This window comes from Acinetobacter sp. 16 (genome assembly GCF_033439925.1).
In the GTDB taxonomy this organism is placed as follows: Bacteria; Pseudomonadota; Gammaproteobacteria; order Pseudomonadales; family Moraxellaceae; genus Acinetobacter; species Acinetobacter junii.
The window spans coordinates 2,724,947-2,740,338 of the sequence record NZ_CP137746.1; the positions used below are offsets into that span (position 1 = coordinate 2,724,947).

Annotated in this window: 13 protein-coding genes; 8 read left to right on the forward strand and 5 right to left on the reverse strand. The window is 38.8% G+C overall.

Annotation, left to right across the window (positions count from 1 at the left end):
- Positions 1 to 158: 158 nt before the first annotated feature.
- Entirely contained in the window at positions 159 to 1,874 is a 1,716-nt protein-coding gene (locus R2H34_RS13185; protein WP_004908743.1) for a proline--tRNA ligase, read from the forward strand.
- A 58-nt stretch (positions 1,875 to 1,932) separates the two neighbouring features.
- Here the strand turns inward: R2H34_RS13185 and R2H34_RS13190 are convergent, their stop codons facing one another.
- Positions 1,933 to 2,268, reverse strand: coding sequence for a YegP family protein (locus R2H34_RS13190; protein WP_004908746.1), 336 nt, complete (start codon positions 2,266 to 2,268; stop codon positions 1,933 to 1,935).
- A gap of 185 nt (positions 2,269 to 2,453) precedes the next feature.
- Between R2H34_RS13190 and R2H34_RS13195 the strand changes: the two genes are divergently transcribed.
- Positions 2,454 to 3,176: a YgfZ/GcvT domain-containing protein gene (locus tag R2H34_RS13195; RefSeq protein ID WP_004908762.1), complete on the forward strand. Its 723-nt coding sequence runs from the start codon at positions 2,454 to 2,456 to the stop codon at positions 3,174 to 3,176.
- Positions 3,177 to 3,667: 491 nt separating this feature from the next.
- The gene (locus R2H34_RS13200; protein WP_042891817.1) at positions 3,668 to 4,480 is read left to right on the forward strand and encodes a tetratricopeptide repeat protein; all 813 of its coding nucleotides are present in this window, start codon (positions 3,668 to 3,670) and stop codon (positions 4,478 to 4,480) included.
- A 47-nt stretch (positions 4,481 to 4,527) separates the two neighbouring features.
- Here R2H34_RS13200 and R2H34_RS13205 read toward each other — a convergent pair whose 3' ends face one another.
- Positions 4,528 to 6,657 (reverse strand): TonB-dependent receptor, encoded by a 2,130-nt coding sequence (locus tag R2H34_RS13205; RefSeq protein ID WP_318342299.1) that lies wholly within the window; start codon positions 6,655 to 6,657, stop codon positions 4,528 to 4,530.
- 199 nt (positions 6,658 to 6,856) lie between these two features.
- On the opposite strand from R2H34_RS13205, the gene mutM reads away from it, so the two are divergent.
- Both mutM and R2H34_RS13215 read left to right on the forward strand, forming a co-directional pair.
- The gene (gene mutM, locus R2H34_RS13210) at positions 6,857 to 7,678 is read left to right on the forward strand and encodes a bifunctional DNA-formamidopyrimidine glycosylase/DNA-(apurinic or apyrimidinic site) lyase (protein ID WP_075696775.1); all 822 of its coding nucleotides are present in this window, start codon (positions 6,857 to 6,859) and stop codon (positions 7,676 to 7,678) included.
- A 30-nt stretch (positions 7,679 to 7,708) separates the two neighbouring features.
- Complete coding sequence (locus R2H34_RS13215; protein WP_004908776.1) at positions 7,709 to 7,999, forward strand: peptidylprolyl isomerase; 291 nt, start codon at positions 7,709 to 7,711, stop codon at positions 7,997 to 7,999.
- 41 nt (positions 8,000 to 8,040) lie between these two features.
- Here the strand turns inward: R2H34_RS13215 and R2H34_RS13220 are convergent, their stop codons facing one another.
- From R2H34_RS13220 to typA, 3 genes are all read right to left on the reverse strand, one after another.
- Positions 8,041 to 8,373: a gamma-glutamylcyclotransferase family protein gene (locus tag R2H34_RS13220; RefSeq protein ID WP_004908779.1), complete on the reverse strand. Its 333-nt coding sequence runs from the start codon at positions 8,371 to 8,373 to the stop codon at positions 8,041 to 8,043.
- Positions 8,374 to 8,530: 157 nt separating this feature from the next.
- Positions 8,531 to 8,965, reverse strand: coding sequence for a large conductance mechanosensitive channel protein MscL (gene mscL / locus R2H34_RS13225; protein WP_004908781.1), 435 nt, complete (start codon positions 8,963 to 8,965; stop codon positions 8,531 to 8,533).
- A 243-nt stretch (positions 8,966 to 9,208) separates the two neighbouring features.
- The gene (gene typA, locus R2H34_RS13230; RefSeq protein ID WP_004908783.1) at positions 9,209 to 11,044 is read right to left on the reverse strand and encodes a translational GTPase TypA; all 1,836 of its coding nucleotides are present in this window, start codon (positions 11,042 to 11,044) and stop codon (positions 9,209 to 9,211) included.
- A 177-nt stretch (positions 11,045 to 11,221) separates the two neighbouring features.
- Between typA and R2H34_RS13235 the strand changes: the two genes are divergently transcribed.
- The 3 genes from R2H34_RS13235 to R2H34_RS13245 all read left to right on the forward strand — a co-directional run bounded on the left by R2H34_RS13235 (position 11,222) and on the right by R2H34_RS13245 (position 15,188).
- A complete protein-coding gene (locus tag R2H34_RS13235) occupies positions 11,222 to 12,580 on the forward strand; it encodes a uracil-xanthine permease family protein (RefSeq protein WP_151730814.1) in 1,359 nt (452 codons plus the stop codon).
- A 62-nt stretch (positions 12,581 to 12,642) separates the two neighbouring features.
- Complete coding sequence (locus tag R2H34_RS13240; protein ID WP_318342300.1) at positions 12,643 to 13,668, forward strand: class I SAM-dependent methyltransferase; 1,026 nt, start codon at positions 12,643 to 12,645, stop codon at positions 13,666 to 13,668.
- A 62-nt stretch (positions 13,669 to 13,730) separates the two neighbouring features.
- Positions 13,731 to 15,188 (forward strand): amino acid permease, encoded by a 1,458-nt coding sequence (locus R2H34_RS13245; protein WP_004908787.1) that lies wholly within the window; start codon positions 13,731 to 13,733, stop codon positions 15,186 to 15,188.
- Positions 15,189 to 15,392: the final 204 nt, after the last annotated feature.

Genomic DNA, 15,392 nt, shown 5'->3' on the forward strand with positions numbered 1-15,392 from the left:
TTACCTCCCCCTCTATACAACTTTCGCTTGAATTGGATGTGCTAACTTTTCCGAAATTGAATGATTCATGTCATAATGCGCTCAATTCAAAATAGACATCTTAAAAGTCCTTTTTGTAAACTAATTTTTAGACAACATTTAACTCTAGGATAGTTTCCATGCGCGCAAGCCGCTTTTTATTTGCAACGTTAAGAGAAACCCCAAATGATGCTGAAGTTATTTCTCATCAGCTTATGTTACGTGCGGGGATGATTCGTAAATTAGCTTCTGGCTTATACTCTTGGTTGCCCATGGGAACACGTGTTCTAAAGAAAGTTGATGCGATTGTTCGTGAAGAAATGAATCGTTCTGGTGCATTAGAAGTCTTTATGCCAGTCACACAACCTGCTGCACTATGGGAAGAATCTGGTCGTTTTGAACAATACGGACCTGAATTATTACGTTTCAAGGATCGCCATACAAATGACTTTGTACTGGGACCAACGCATGAAGAAGTCATCACCGATTTAGCGCGTAATGAACTCAAAAGTTATAAACAATTACCGCTAAATTTCTATCAGATTCAAACCAAATTCCGTGATGAAATTCGCCCTCGTTTTGGCGTGATGCGTTCACGTGAATTCATCATGAAAGATGCTTATTCTTTCCATGCAAACCAAGAATCTCTTCAAGAAACTTACGATGTTATGTATGACACATACAGCCGTATCTTCACACGATTAGGATTGGACTTCCGCCCAGTTCAGGCTGATACAGGCTCGATTGGTGGTTCTGCATCGCATGAGTTTCATGTATTGGCATCTAGTGGTGAAGACGACATCGCCTTCTCTACAGAATCAGATTACGCAGCTAACGTTGAAATGGCTGAGGCTGTGTTAGTTGGTGAGCGTTTAGCAGCTACACAAGAATTTAAAATCGTTGAAACACCGAATCAAAAAACGATTGAAGATGTCTGCGTTTTTTTAAATGCTGAAGCGAAACAATCGATCAAAGCTCTACTTGTACAAGGTATCGCGGATGAAAACGGCAATATTCCAGTAATTGCACTTTTCTTACGTGGTGATCACGAACTGAATGAGATTAAAGCTGAAAAACATCCTCTTATTGCAGCGCCTCTGAGCTTTGCTACAGAAGAACAATTAAAGCAAAATGGTTTAACAGCTGGCTTCTGTGGTCCTCAGGGACTTGTAGAAAAAGGCTTAACCGTAATTGTTGATCGTGCAGCATCTGTATTATCTGATTTTATCGCAGGTGCTAACCAAGTTGATAAGCATGCTACTGGCTTAAACTGGGAACGAGATGCGAAGTATAGTGAAGTTTATGATCTTCGTAATGTGGTTGAAGGCGATCCCTCACCAGATGGTAAAGGTACATTGCAGATTAAACGAGGGATCGAAGTTGGTCATATCTTCCAACTCGGTACGAAATATTCTGAAGCATTAGGTTGTAAAGTACTTGGCGAAGATGGAAAACCATTTACTGTCACAATGGGTTGTTATGGTATCGGTGTCACCCGTGTAGTTGCTGCAGCAATTGAGCAAAACTTTGACGATAAAGGCATTATTTGGCCTCAAGCAATCGCACCATTCGAAGTTGCAATCGTTCCAATGAATGCTCATAAATCGCCGCGTACTCTTGAGGCAGCAGAAGCACTTTATGCTGAATTACAAGCCCAAGGTTATGACGTGTTATTAGATGACCGTAATGAACGCCCTGGTGTTAAGTTCTCTGATCTTGAATTGATGGGTATTCCTCATCGTATTGTAATCGGTGAAAAAGGCTTAGACGCTGGTACTTTTGAATACAAAGGTCGTCGTGATGAAGAATCAACCAATCTAAGTAAAGAAGAGTTAATCAAAAAACTTGCTGGTTAATTGCTAATTATCAGATAGCAAAAAGCCGTTTTTGAAACGGCTTTTTTATTTTCTAAATTTAGACAGTTAAATCTTTTATGGTCTCTGATGAACCATTGTTTTTAACAGACTCAATCCCTTTATCTCGTGATTGTTCACTTGAATACAATTGGCTAGTTCCAATCACCTGATGATTCGCTGCTTTTAAATTAAAATAAGGTTTATCATTTTTTGCGACCACTCGCTCATATCGCCCATCATCTGGACTATTTTTTTGAACAGATGCTATACCATTGAGCACCGCTGCTTTTGTTTTATAAAGTTCACTATTTAGAATGGGCTCACCATTCCCTGCTTTTAAAACAAAGCGATACTGCCCATCATTCGCTTGGCTGACTTCAAACCAACCTGCCATGAGAACCTCTCTTATCGGAGTTGTTATTTATTGACTAAAAATATCATAGCGGTTTTCAAACCGATAGCGACACTTCTAATCTTCTATTTGGCTACGATTATCGAGAATTTCGGGCTGCATTTTTATAAAAAATGGCGCAAAATGTCTTTATGTTTTTAGATGAACAAATAGTTTAGGATCGATCAATGAGTGAGCTTGCTTTTACGGCTTTTAGTTTAAATGGTGTTGATGCACAAAAATTTTTACAAGGTCAGGTGACAATTCATGTTGAACGTTTAGCTTTAAATGAAAGTCGCTACACTGCTATTTGCGATTTAAAAGGACGAATTCATTTTGGTTTGTGGATTAAAAAGCTAAATACAGAAAGTTTTGAACTAGTTACGACTCACGATCAAGCTGAAGAGTTTGCCAAACACATTAAAAAATTTGGTGCTTTTTCTAAAATGAAATTAGAAGAAATAGGTTCTGTTTTTCCAACTATTCATGGGATCCAAACAGAATTTTCTTCAAATGAAACGGATATCTATACTTGGCAGATTGAAGCGATCAAGTCAGGGCAAGCTTGGATTAGTAAAACAACAGAACACTTATTCCAGCCACAAGAATTACGATTACATCAGCGAGACGGAGTACATTTTGATAAGGGCTGTTATTTAGGTCAAGAAATTGTAGCTCGTCTTTGGTTTAAAGCTAAACCTAAACACTGGTTACATCTAATTCATGCCAAAGGTGATCTACCTGCTCCAGCAACACAACTAAATAAGGATGTTGAAGTTGTAAATAGTGTAAATATTAATGATGGTTATTTAGCGCTCGTGATTGCCAAGCCAACGGCTTTAGAAGAATTAGGACTAGACATCCTAGATTTACCAGAGGCTTTGAATGGTGATGTAGCAAGACCAAGTTAACAGTTGTAAAAACCTTTTTCATTTTAGGAGCTGTAATAACATGGTTATCCTTTACTACAACTCCTTAATGAAATCTATTGAATGACGATAAGCACGCTGTTCAAGCAGTTCGAAAATCTTCATGCAGTAATTTAACTTTTTGAGTAGATATCAGTTTTTCTAAAAAAATGTAATTCGAATTGCAGCAATTCCTGTTGATTTGCAACAAAATAAGTAACTACTTAGAAAGCTAAACTTGCGTAATGTAAAGAATATTTATGAGTAATTCACAATATCTCCATAGAGTTTGAATAAGATTATTTCTATTAAGACTCGTTATTATATTTTTCTTAGATTTAGAGAAATTAATACTCTAATTAAGCCAATAAATTGCATTCAACACTTATACAAAATCAAGATTTACATTTCAGATTATAAATTTATGATTAGGGTTAAAGATTGCTTTCTGCTACGCAAAGGAGTGATAGCAGACCAAACTGAAAGGAAAGAAGATGAAAAAATTGCTTATTGCTAGCTTAATTGCCATAACCTGTAACTCAGTATTTGCTGCAGAAAAAGGTAATGCTGATGTAATATTTTCTAAAGCAAACCAACTTTATGAAGCAAAAAACTACACAGCTGCTTTCCAAGAAATTCAGCAAATTGCGGCATCGGGTAATGCTCAAGCAATTTATAATCTTGGCTCTATGACTCAGCAAGGCTTAGGCACATCAAAAGATGAAAAAAAGGCATTTGAATACTTTCAAGATGCCTCAAATAAAGGATTTGGCAAGGCGAGTTATGAACTCGCACAAATATATCGATATGGTAAAAGCAATATTGGAATCACGAAAGACACACAGAAATATAAAATATATTTAGATAAAGCTGCGAAACAAGGCTCAGAAGAAGCTGGTGTAGAGGTGGCAACGATATTATTTGCTCAAGGAAAACCAGAGTACGACCAATTGGCGATTCGACAGCTACGTCCATTGATACAAAAGAATTATTATCCAGCGATACACCTAAAGGCGATCTACGATCTAGGTATGGGAAATAAAAATAAAAATCCTGTCCTACAGCAGGTTGCTGTGAACAGCTTTCGCTCTTTAGCCTCTAAAGGATATGCACCATCGTTAATGGTTCTTGGGAATTTGATGGCGAACGGAGATGTAGTTGACCAAAATCTTCCTGAAGCTCAAAAAATATTCAAGACCTTAGCAGCCCAAAATATTCCAAATGCCAAAGAATCTTTGGAAAAAGTTGAACAAGCTATTGCCGCTCAAAAAGCTGCACCAGTAGCAACTCGACCACCTAAAAAGTAATCATATATTGGCAGCACATAAAAAAAGTGCTGCCAATGTTTATAATTTTAAAATTGTTTAGAGACTTTTAGACCAGCACTCCAGTTCCGACCATCCGCAGGTTCAAAGAAACGGCTGCTTCCTTCGTTGACAATCACAGAACCAGCATAGTTTTTATCGAACAGATTATCTACACGCGCAAAGCCATTAATGCCCCAATCAGCACGTTTCCATGCATAACCTGTATAAATCGATGCCACAGTATAGCTTGCAGCAGCATCACTATTGATATCATTGACATAGACCTTATCCATAAACTGGGTATCAAGTCCTGCATAGAAACCTTGCTCTGGCTGCCATACCAAGCCAATAAAGGCTTGATTCTTAGCAATTCCAGGAATTGCATTGCCTTCTGGAATCTCTGCAACTTTCCCAGCCGCAGGCACTTTCGAATCAAAAGTTGCATCTAAATATGCATAGCTCGCATTCACTGCTATGTCTTTCCAAAGCTTCTTATTCCATGCAAATTCAATACCTTTACGTAGGGTTTTATCCGCATTACGGAACGTCGCACGGCCACCCATGCTTTCGGCTGCCACAATGTCATCTTTGGTTTCGATATAGAAGGTCGCCAAGTTAAAATCACCCAGCGTATTTGAAGATTTTAAACCGAGTTCATAGTTATCACTTTTCGATGGTTTTAAATCAAACATACTTGCGCCACCTTGTGCAGGATAAGCCATTTCAGTAAAAGTCGGTGTTTCAAACCCTTTGGCATAGCTCGCGTAAGCCAGCACTTCTGGGATGATTTGCCAGCTTAATGCAACTGAAGGTAATACCTCTTCGTATGTTGTCTTACCACTATTATCGCCGTTCAAACCAACGATATAATGATCTTTCGACTTGTAATGTACATTGCTATAACGCACCCCTGTATCTAAACGCATGGTTTGTAAAAAAGACCAAGATGCTTGTAGATAAGGATCTACATTCCACAAAGTATTGCGTTCATCACGGCGCACAGCACCTTTTATACCTTTATCACCCGCATCATTAAAGTTTTGATAGCCTTGTCGATCTTCGTTCATTGCATCGATCGCAACACCCGCACTGAATTGGGTATAAGTTAATAAATCTTTTCCTGTCCAGCGGAAATCAGCACCATAATAATCACGCTTAAAATCAATCACGCCACCAGCTTGATAGGGTGTGTTAGGGTTCTTCTGTACCGTATCTGGAATAGACTGGTATTGTGTTACCTGACGTTGCCCAATATAAGTCATCGCATACAGTTCATTTTGATCATTGAGTGGTTTTGACCAAGTCAAACCTGTCTGAGTTTGATCAATTGTTTTGCGGGCATTGTAATCCAGAACATTTTTAGCAACCTGTTTGGGATTCTTTTCCCAATCAGCACGGGTTAAACCGCCCGGATCATCTGCATCAATCTTGACATAGTTCGTGACCCAGTTGATCTTACTACCATCATCGAGATTCCATGTCAGCTTGGCATTGCTTAAAACTTTATTTGCGCCACTATGGTCGCGATAGCCATCGGTATCGAAATAAGAGGAGCTGACGATATAACTCGGTTCGTTCTGGTTTTTAGCGCCCCCCTGTAACACGATACCTGCACGATTTTTATTATGGCTACCACCCGCATAATTCATCTCAATGGAGTCTTTACCCTGCCCCTCTCGAGTAGTTGCAAGAACAGCTCCACCAGATGAATTACCATACAGTGAAGAAAATGGTCCAGTCAAAACCTCTAAATGACTCAAACTATTTATATCGATGTTCGAAGTTTGCCCCTGCCCATCAGGCATCGTTGCAGGTATTCCATCAACATATAAACGTATTCCCCGCACCCCAAAGGTCGATCTAGCACCAAAACCACGCATTGAGAGCTGCAAGTCTTGAGCATAATTTTCCCGATTACGTAATTGAACGCTCGGAATCCCCTTAACAAGTTCTGTTAAATTGACCTGCAGAGATTGATCGTTTTTAGGTGCATCAACTCGATAAACAGATGCTGGTGTTTGCATATAAGGCGTGTCAGTACGAGTAGCTTCGACTTTAATTACAGGTAAAGGTTCAATTTGATCATTACTAGATTCCTCTGACCATACAAAGGTACTTGCCATGCCCATAGTTATTGCAACTGAACCGTATAACAAGTTAATTTTTAGTGAAGGCATGGGTATTGTGTGGCGATGATGAAATAGTTTCTTAAAGCTAAATTTTGATTATTTTATTGTTGTGTTAGAGATTTAACCTTAGCGAAAAAGATCAAAGTATTTTTTCATCATGATTCGCAATTAAAAATAAATATCAGCATAATTGTAAATGAAACATTTACCCTCATTGTATTGTTGTTGAAAACAACTTGAGCTGAATATGCCTGAACTTCCAGAAGTTGAAACTACTAAGACCAGTTTACTCCCACTCTTAGAACAACGAGTCCAATCAATACAGGTCTATAACTCAAGTTTACGTTGGCCTATACCCGATGATTTGAACAAACTGATTGGGCAACGTTTAATGGCGCTTAAACGTCGTTCTAAATATATTTTGGCTGAATTTGAACGAGATCAGATGCTATGGCACTTAGGTATGTCAGGCAGCTTTCGTTTATGTGAAGCAAACGAAGAATTGCGTAAACATGATCATCTTGTAATCGACTTCGAAGATCAACAGCTTCGCTATCATGATCCACGTCGCTTTGGTTGTATTCTATGGTTAGATCAAAACAATCAAGAAAAATTGATCGATACCTTAGGGCCAGAACCGCTAAGTGATGCATTTAACGCAGTTTATTTATTTGAGAAACTCTCAAATAAAAATGTCGGCATCAAAATTGCTTTAATGGATAATCATAATGTTGTAGGCGTTGGTAATATTTATGCGACTGAAAGCTTATTCAATGTCGGTATACATCCTGCACAACCCGCTTCAACATTGAGTTTAGTGCAAATTGAAAGCTTAGTGATTGAAGTAAAACGCATTCTAAAGCATGCAATTGAGCTAGGTGGTTCTACATTACGCGATTATACCAATGCAATGGGTGAAAATGGATACTTCCAACAAACACTCCTTGCTTATGGTCGAGCTGGTGAAATGTGTGTGAACTGTGAAACCACACTGGAGAATTTAAAACTTGGTCAACGTGCCAGTGTATTTTGCCCGCAGTGTCAGCCTCTAAAATCCACCAAAGCTTAGTTGCAAATCTATTTGAGGGAGACTAATTTCATGCAAACCGCAATCGTTCGACATATTTTAGTAAAAGATAAAGATCTTGCTGAACAGTTAAAAAAACGAATTCAGTCAGGTGCTGATTTCAGCAAAATTGCCAAACAATATTCAACCTGTAATTCAGCTAAACGCGGTGGTGAACTGGGTGAAGTAAAAAAAGGACAGCTTGTGCCTGTGATTGATAAGTTAGTTTTTACTGCAGCCGAGCGTATTTTACATGGTCCAATCAAAAGCCAATTTGGCTTTCACTTAGTTGAGATTAAATTTCGTATGGATGGGCTGAGATAGCCTTCGAAGTAAAGTATTTCTGCGCCCCTCCAGTAACGTATTCAAATCTTTGGCTGCATGACATAAGTCCAAGCTTCAACTTTTTCACCTGAATCTAATATCACTGGTGCAACAACGCGTTGATATTGGAAGCCTTCGAAATCATCCAACATTTGCCAGTTTTGCTCTAACTTTTCTGTACTAAAAAGATAGCCATCAACTAAAGGATCATTTTCATTGAGCACAATGGCTGGCAGACCTTTGTCAGGCCCCCAATCAAGTACATGCACAGTTCCATGTACTTGTGCCTTTTGCCAATCACCACCTATATTTCCTAAAATATGCGAATTTTCTCGATTTGGACCAAGTGTGCCGTAAACAAATAATCTGTTCATGTTGGTTAATCCCCTAGCAATACGCTCCGCATCTTAAAATGAAAGTAGAAAGTTTTCTATGTAAAAACGATTATCATCTATCGTTCTTTAGCTAATTTTATTCCAATCTACAATAAAAAAACGGCATATCAAATGCCGTTTTCTGTATCAAGGTCTATTAACCCTGTTTTTTCAATTCATCACGGATTTCACGTAACAACTGAATATCTTCTGGTGTAGGCGCTGGTGCTGCTGGCGCTGCTTCTTTTTGTTTACGCATACGATTCATTACTTTCACCATAAGAAACACAACCCATGCCAAAATAATGAAATTAATAAAGATGGTTAAGAAATTACCATAGGTTAAAACATTGACACCTGCTTTCGTTAATTGATCTAAAGACTGTAAATTATTTGGATTGTCTCCTAGCACAATAAACTTCTGCGTAAAATCAACACCCCCACCAGTAATAACTGAAATAAGTGGCATGATGATATCTTTCACCAATGAATCAATAATTTTACCAAATGCACCACCAATGATGACACCAATGGCAAGATCCATCATATTGCCTTTGATGGCAAATTCTTTAAATTCTTGAATAATACTCATTTATAACTCTCCAGAATTGACGTGATCGCACCTACTTTTGCATTGTTTATTACATAGGCAAAGTTATTCATCATAATATTGATAATTTAATATTATTCTGAAAAAAATAAAGTTATTTCACACTTTAACAACATATTTTATTGTAATAAAAATATGAACTTAAGCATGATGTATTCATTTATTTTATATAATAAAAAACCGCTAAATAGAATTAGCGGTTTTTTCTTTTTCAGTTAAGAAAAATTATTTATCACGGTTACGCTTACGTTCGTTTTCAGTCAAGTAACGCTTACGAATACGGATTGATTTTGGTGTTACTTCAACCAGCTCATCATCTTCAATGAATTCAAGCGCTTGTTCAAGCGTATATTCCAATGCAGGTGTTAAAGTCAGTGCTTCATCAGTACCTGATGCACGAACGTTGGTTAATTGCTTCGCTTTGGTTGGGTTAACAACCATATCATCTGAACGTGAGTTAATACCAATGATCATGCCTTCATATACTTCAAGCTGTGGCTTAGCAAATAAACGACCACGGTCTTGAAGTGTGAAGAGTGCATAGCCCAAGCAAGTCCCTTGAACCATAGAAATCAACACACCATTTTGACGTTTCGCAACAGTACCTGCTTTTGCTGGACCGTAATGCGAGAAGCTTGATGTCATGATCCCTGTACCAGAAGTCATGGTTAAGAATTCAGAACGGAAACCAATCAAGCCACGTGAAGGTACAGTTGCTTCAATACGGATACGGCCTTTACCGTCAACTTCCATATTGGTCATTTCGCCTTTACGGAAGCCCATTTGTTCCATTACAGAACCCTGATGCTGTTCTTCAACGTCAAAAGTTACGTTTTCGTATGGCTCTTGTTTTTCACCATCGATTTCTTTCATGATGACTTGTGGACGAGAAACACCCATCTCGAAGCCTTCACGACGCATGTTTTCAATCAATACTGAAAGGTGAAGTTCACCACGACCAGATACTTTAAAACGGTCTGGACTATCAGTATCTTCAACACGTAATGCAACGTTGTGAATCAATTCACGATCAAGACGCTCACGGATATTACGTGAAGTAACGAATTTACCTTCTTTACCAGCAAACGGTGAGTTGTTCACTTGGAACGTCATCGAAACTGTAGGTTCATCTACAGACAATGCAGGTAATGCTTCAACATTTTTCGGATCACAAATCGTGTCAGAAATATTTAATGCATCAATACCTGTGATACAAACGATATCACCAGCAGAAGCAGATTCAACATCAACACGCTCTAAACCGTGATAACCCATGATTTTTAAGATACGACCATTACGTGTCTTACCTTCTTTATCAATTACGGTTACTTGAGTGTTCAATTTTACAGAACCACGTTGAATACGACCAACACCAATAACACCAACGAAGCTGTTATAATCAAGTGAAGAAATCTGCATTTGGAACGGACCATCAACATCAACTGCTGGTGGTTCTACGATATCAACAATCGTTTCAAACAACGGAGTCATATCATCCGCTAATTCTTCTGGTGATGGACCAGCCACACCACGAAGACCTGAAGCATAAACAACTGGGAAGTCCAATTGCTCATCAGATGCGCCTAAGTTATCAAATAAGTCGAATACTTGATCAATAACCCAGTCACAACGAGCGCTTGGCTTGTCAACTTTGTTAATGATTACGATTGGCTTCAAACCACGTGCGAACGCTTTTTGCGTTACGAAACGAGTTTGTGGCATTGGACCTTCTTGAGAGTCAACAAGAAGCAATACACAGTCAACCATCGACATTACACGTTCAACTTCGCCACCGAAGTCTGCGTGTCCGGGGGTATCCACGATATTGATACGGTATTCAGTATCAGTACGCTTATCTAACCATTTGATTGCAGTATTTTTCGCAAGAATGGTAATACCACGTTCAGACTCAAGCGCGTTAGAATCCATAACACGTTCAATCTCGCCTGCGCGATCACCAAGAGCACCTGATTGTTGTAAAAGTTTGTCTACAAGAGTCGTTTTACCATGATCGACGTGCGCAATAATGGCAATGTTACGGAGAGTTTTAATATCTGACATGTAAAATTCGATACGCTTTAAATTTGAGGGCAAATTATACAGAAAAATACTAAAGTTTAGTAGTGACAGTTTATTGACAGAGCAATTTTTTTCTGACGAATAGTTACAGAATCGTTGGTAAAGTAGTCTAAGTCTATTAGAATAATCAACTAATGCTTACCGCTTTTTTATGCTCCCATGTCAAATCCCCACTCTGAACAACCGCTCGATCTAGTCTATGGGCTAAATGATCGACCGAAACCTTTTATTGCTTTTTTAGCGGCGCTTCAACATCTTTTAGCGATTTTAGTGCCAATTGTCACCCCTGGATTATTGATTTGTTTGGCATTAGGCGTGTCTCGCGAAGACACCAATATGATTCTTTCTATGTCATTAATTATTTCAGGGATCGCGACTTTCTTGCAATGTAAAAAAGTTGGTCCATTTGGCGCTGGATTACTTATTGTTCAAGGAACTAGCTTTAATTTCATTGGTCCTATCATTGGTATAGGTAGCTCAATGGTGGCTGCTGGCACACCTGTCGAACAAGTTATGGCTGCGATTTTTGGTGTCGTAATCGCAGGTTCATTTATCGAAATGGGCGTATCTCAAATTTTACCTTGGGTAAAAAAGCTGATTACTCCTCTCGTTACAGGAATCGTCGTTCTGTTGATTGGTCTAACATTGATCAAAGAAGGACTGATTAGCATGGGTGGTGGTTATACCGCAATGCAGGATAATACCTTTGCAAATGCAGATAATCTCATTATGTCGTGTACAGTTTTGGGGATTATCATTTTACTGAATAGAATTCGCATTATTTGGGTGAAAAGTTCAGCAATTTTGATCGCTTTAGTCATCGGTTATGTACTTGCTGGATTTATGGGACATTTAAACTTTTCCGTATTACAAGAAGCTCCTATTATTCAAATCCCAACACCAATGCATTTTGGATTGAGCTTTTCTTGGAGCTTGTTTATTCCAATGGCTTTTATTTATCTAGTAACTTCTTTAGAAGCAATTGGTGATGTCACAGCAACCAGCAAAATTTCTAACCAACCTGTAGATGGCCCCGTTTGGATGCAACGCATCAAAGGTGGCGTTCTAGTTAATGGTGCCAACTCTTTCTTAGCAGGTATTTTCAATACTTTTCCAAGTTCTGTATTTGCACAAAATAATGGTGTGATCCAGTTGACTGGTGTTGCGAGCCGTTATGTAGGTCTTTGGATTGCAACATTATTGATCTTATTAGGTTTATTCCCTGCTGTGGCTGCTGTGATTCAAGCGGTTCCACAAGCGGTACTTGGCGGTGCTGTGATGGTGATGTTCGGTGCCGTGGCTGCATCTGGTATTAATATTTTATCAACGATCCATTTAGATCGTCGTGCATTGTTAATTATTGCAATCTCATTAGCACTAGGCTTAGGGGTAGCACAAGTACCACAAATCCTAGAACACCTTCCTGAATTATTTAAAAATATTTTCAGCTCAGGTGTTGCAACAGGTGGTATTGCAGCCTTGATTTTGAATATTGTTTTACCTGAAACTCAAAAATAATTCGTTAACAATTGCAAGTGCCCAGTTTCACGACTGGGCTTTGTTTTTGATGAGAGATCAATATGGATCCACGTAGTGAAGTTGTCATACGTCAACAAGATTATTTAAAAGGGCAAGTTTTATTCATCAATGCCCCAAATGATCAGCTCGTAAAAAGCTTACCCGTCGAAGTCGAAGCTTCCGTTTGGACATGGAACTTTGCAGATCATCAAGGCTTTCTAAACGCAGAAATAAAATCAAATTTTTGCGTTGATTTTCCAGCAAATCGCTATGATCAGGTGGTTATTTTTGTTCCAAAATCAAAAGAGCTTTTAAACTATATTTTGCATACTGTTGCCAGCCATTTAGAGCTAGGTCAATCAGTCTTTTTAGTTGGTGAGAAAAAAGGTGGGATTGAACGTGCTGCTAAACAATTACAGCAATATGGAAAAGCTATCAAATTAGATAGTGCACGCCATTGCCAACTTTGGCAGATGCCACTCGAAAAATTAGCACAACCTAAATCACTACGAGACTGGTTAAAAACCTATACGATTCAAATCGACCAGCAATCACTCACGATTTGCGCACTTCCTGGTGTATTTAGTCAAGATCATTTGGATGTAGGTACAGCAGTTTTGCTCCCTTACCTTCAAGAAGTAAAATCAGGTAAGATTGCCGACTTTGGTTGCGGCGCTGGCGTGATTAGTGCCTATCTAGCCAAATTAAACCCAGAACAGCATATTTTTGCACTTGATGTTGATGCCTTTGCATTACAGTCAACCAAGTTCACATTTGAACAGAATGGCTTAAACTTGGAAAATTTAAATCTTGAACCAGTTACTGGCTTTAGTGACGCCCCTCAAGATTTGGATGCAATTGTAAGTAATCCACCATTTCATCAAGGCATACATACTAATTACGATGCAAGTGAAACTGTGTGTCGCTTAGCAAAATCGCATTTAAAAAGTTCGGGTGAACTGTGGATCGTAGCCAATCGCTTTCTCAATTATCCTCCCCTCATTGAACAACAATTTGGTCAATGTGAAGTGAAAGCTGATCAGCAGGGATTCAAAGTATTATATGCCTGTGCAGGCAAGGTTGGTTGACATCTCAACCTAACACGTAATTTTAAGTGTCAACTGACCCTTATTCGGTTTAAGGAAATCTTATGAGCGATATTTCTGCTCCTCAACACCTACAGCGTAAGCTTGGGGCACGCCATCTCAATATGATTGCCATCGGTGGATCGATTGGTACAGGCTTATTCCTTGCTTCAGGCTCTACGATTGCTACCGCAGGTCCTGGCGGTGCGCTACTCGCTTATGCACTTATTGGAATCATGATTTATTTCTTGATGACTAGTTTAGGTGAGCTTGCAACTCATAACCCAAGTTCTGGTGCTTTCTTCACCTATGGTAGTCGCTATGTAGAAGAAGGTTTTGGTTTTGCTTTAGGATGGAACTATTGGTACAACTGGGCGATTACAGTCGCATTTGAATTAGTAGCCGTCCAATTCATCATGAAATTTTGGTTTCCAGAAATTTCTGGCTTCTATTGGAGTGCTGTATTTTTGACTGTGATCTTTGCAATCAATGCAATGACAGTCAAAGGCTTTGGTGAAAGTGAATTCTGGTTTTCAATGATCAAAGTTATTGCCATTATTGTATTTATCGTCATTGGTATCGCAATGATTGCAAAAATCATGCTGACTCCAAATGTTTCTGCATTTAGCAACTGGACCAAAGGTGATGCGCCATTCGTTGGTGGATTACAAGCACTGGTTGGTGTTGCAATGATCGCAGGGTTCTCATTTCAAGGTACTGAAATGGTCGGTGTAGCTGCTGGTGAATCAAAAGACCCTAAGAAAACAATTCCTTTGGCAATCAAACAGATTTTTTGGCGAATTCTACTTTTCTATATTTTGTGTATTTTCATCATTGGTACACTGGTTAGCTACGATAATCCTTTGTTACTGCATGCCGCAGAAAGTGAAAATATTGCGCTTTCTCCATTTACTCTTCTCTATGAAAAAGCAGGATTCGCATTTGCTGCAAGCTTAATGAATGCAGTTATTCTGAGTGCAATTTTATCTGCGGGTAACTCTGGAATGTACTCTTCTACCCGTATGCTATTTGATATGGCTAAAGAAGGTCGTGCGCCAAAGTGGTTCTCCAAATTAGATACACGTGGCGTTCCAATGAATGCACTGTATGCAACTACAGCAGTTGCAGCATTATGTTTCCTAACGACATTTATCGGTGAGCAACAAGTTTTTAACTGGTTACTGAATATGTCAGGGATGTGTGGATTTATTGTCTGGCTAGGCATAGCAATATCACATTATCGTTTCCGCAAAGGCTATTTAGCTCAAGGACATAAGTTAGAAGACCTCGCTTATCGTGCAAAATTCTTTCCATTTGCACCGTGGTTTGCATTTATTCTCTGTTCCATCATTATTTTAGGTCAGAACTATCAAGCCCTGATTGGTGGAAAAATTGACTGGTTAGGACTACTTTCAACCTATATCAGTATTCCGCTATTTCTTGCAATTTGGTTAGGGTATAAGTGGAAACACAAGACCAAACTCATTGCTTACAAAGAGATGAATGTGAAAGAAGGTGAATAATAAATCTTAATTTCACTTGACCCTTTGAGAAATACGAGTAAAATTCACGCTCATATTTTCATCGGCAATTTATATAGGAGGACACACATGCCATTACTACAAAGGAAAACACTTTAAGATTTGGTACTGTGTCGTCTCACGGACAAGTGACAAATCAAATGATCACTTGTCCGAATGCTCTTCTAAACCTAGCATTCGCTAGGT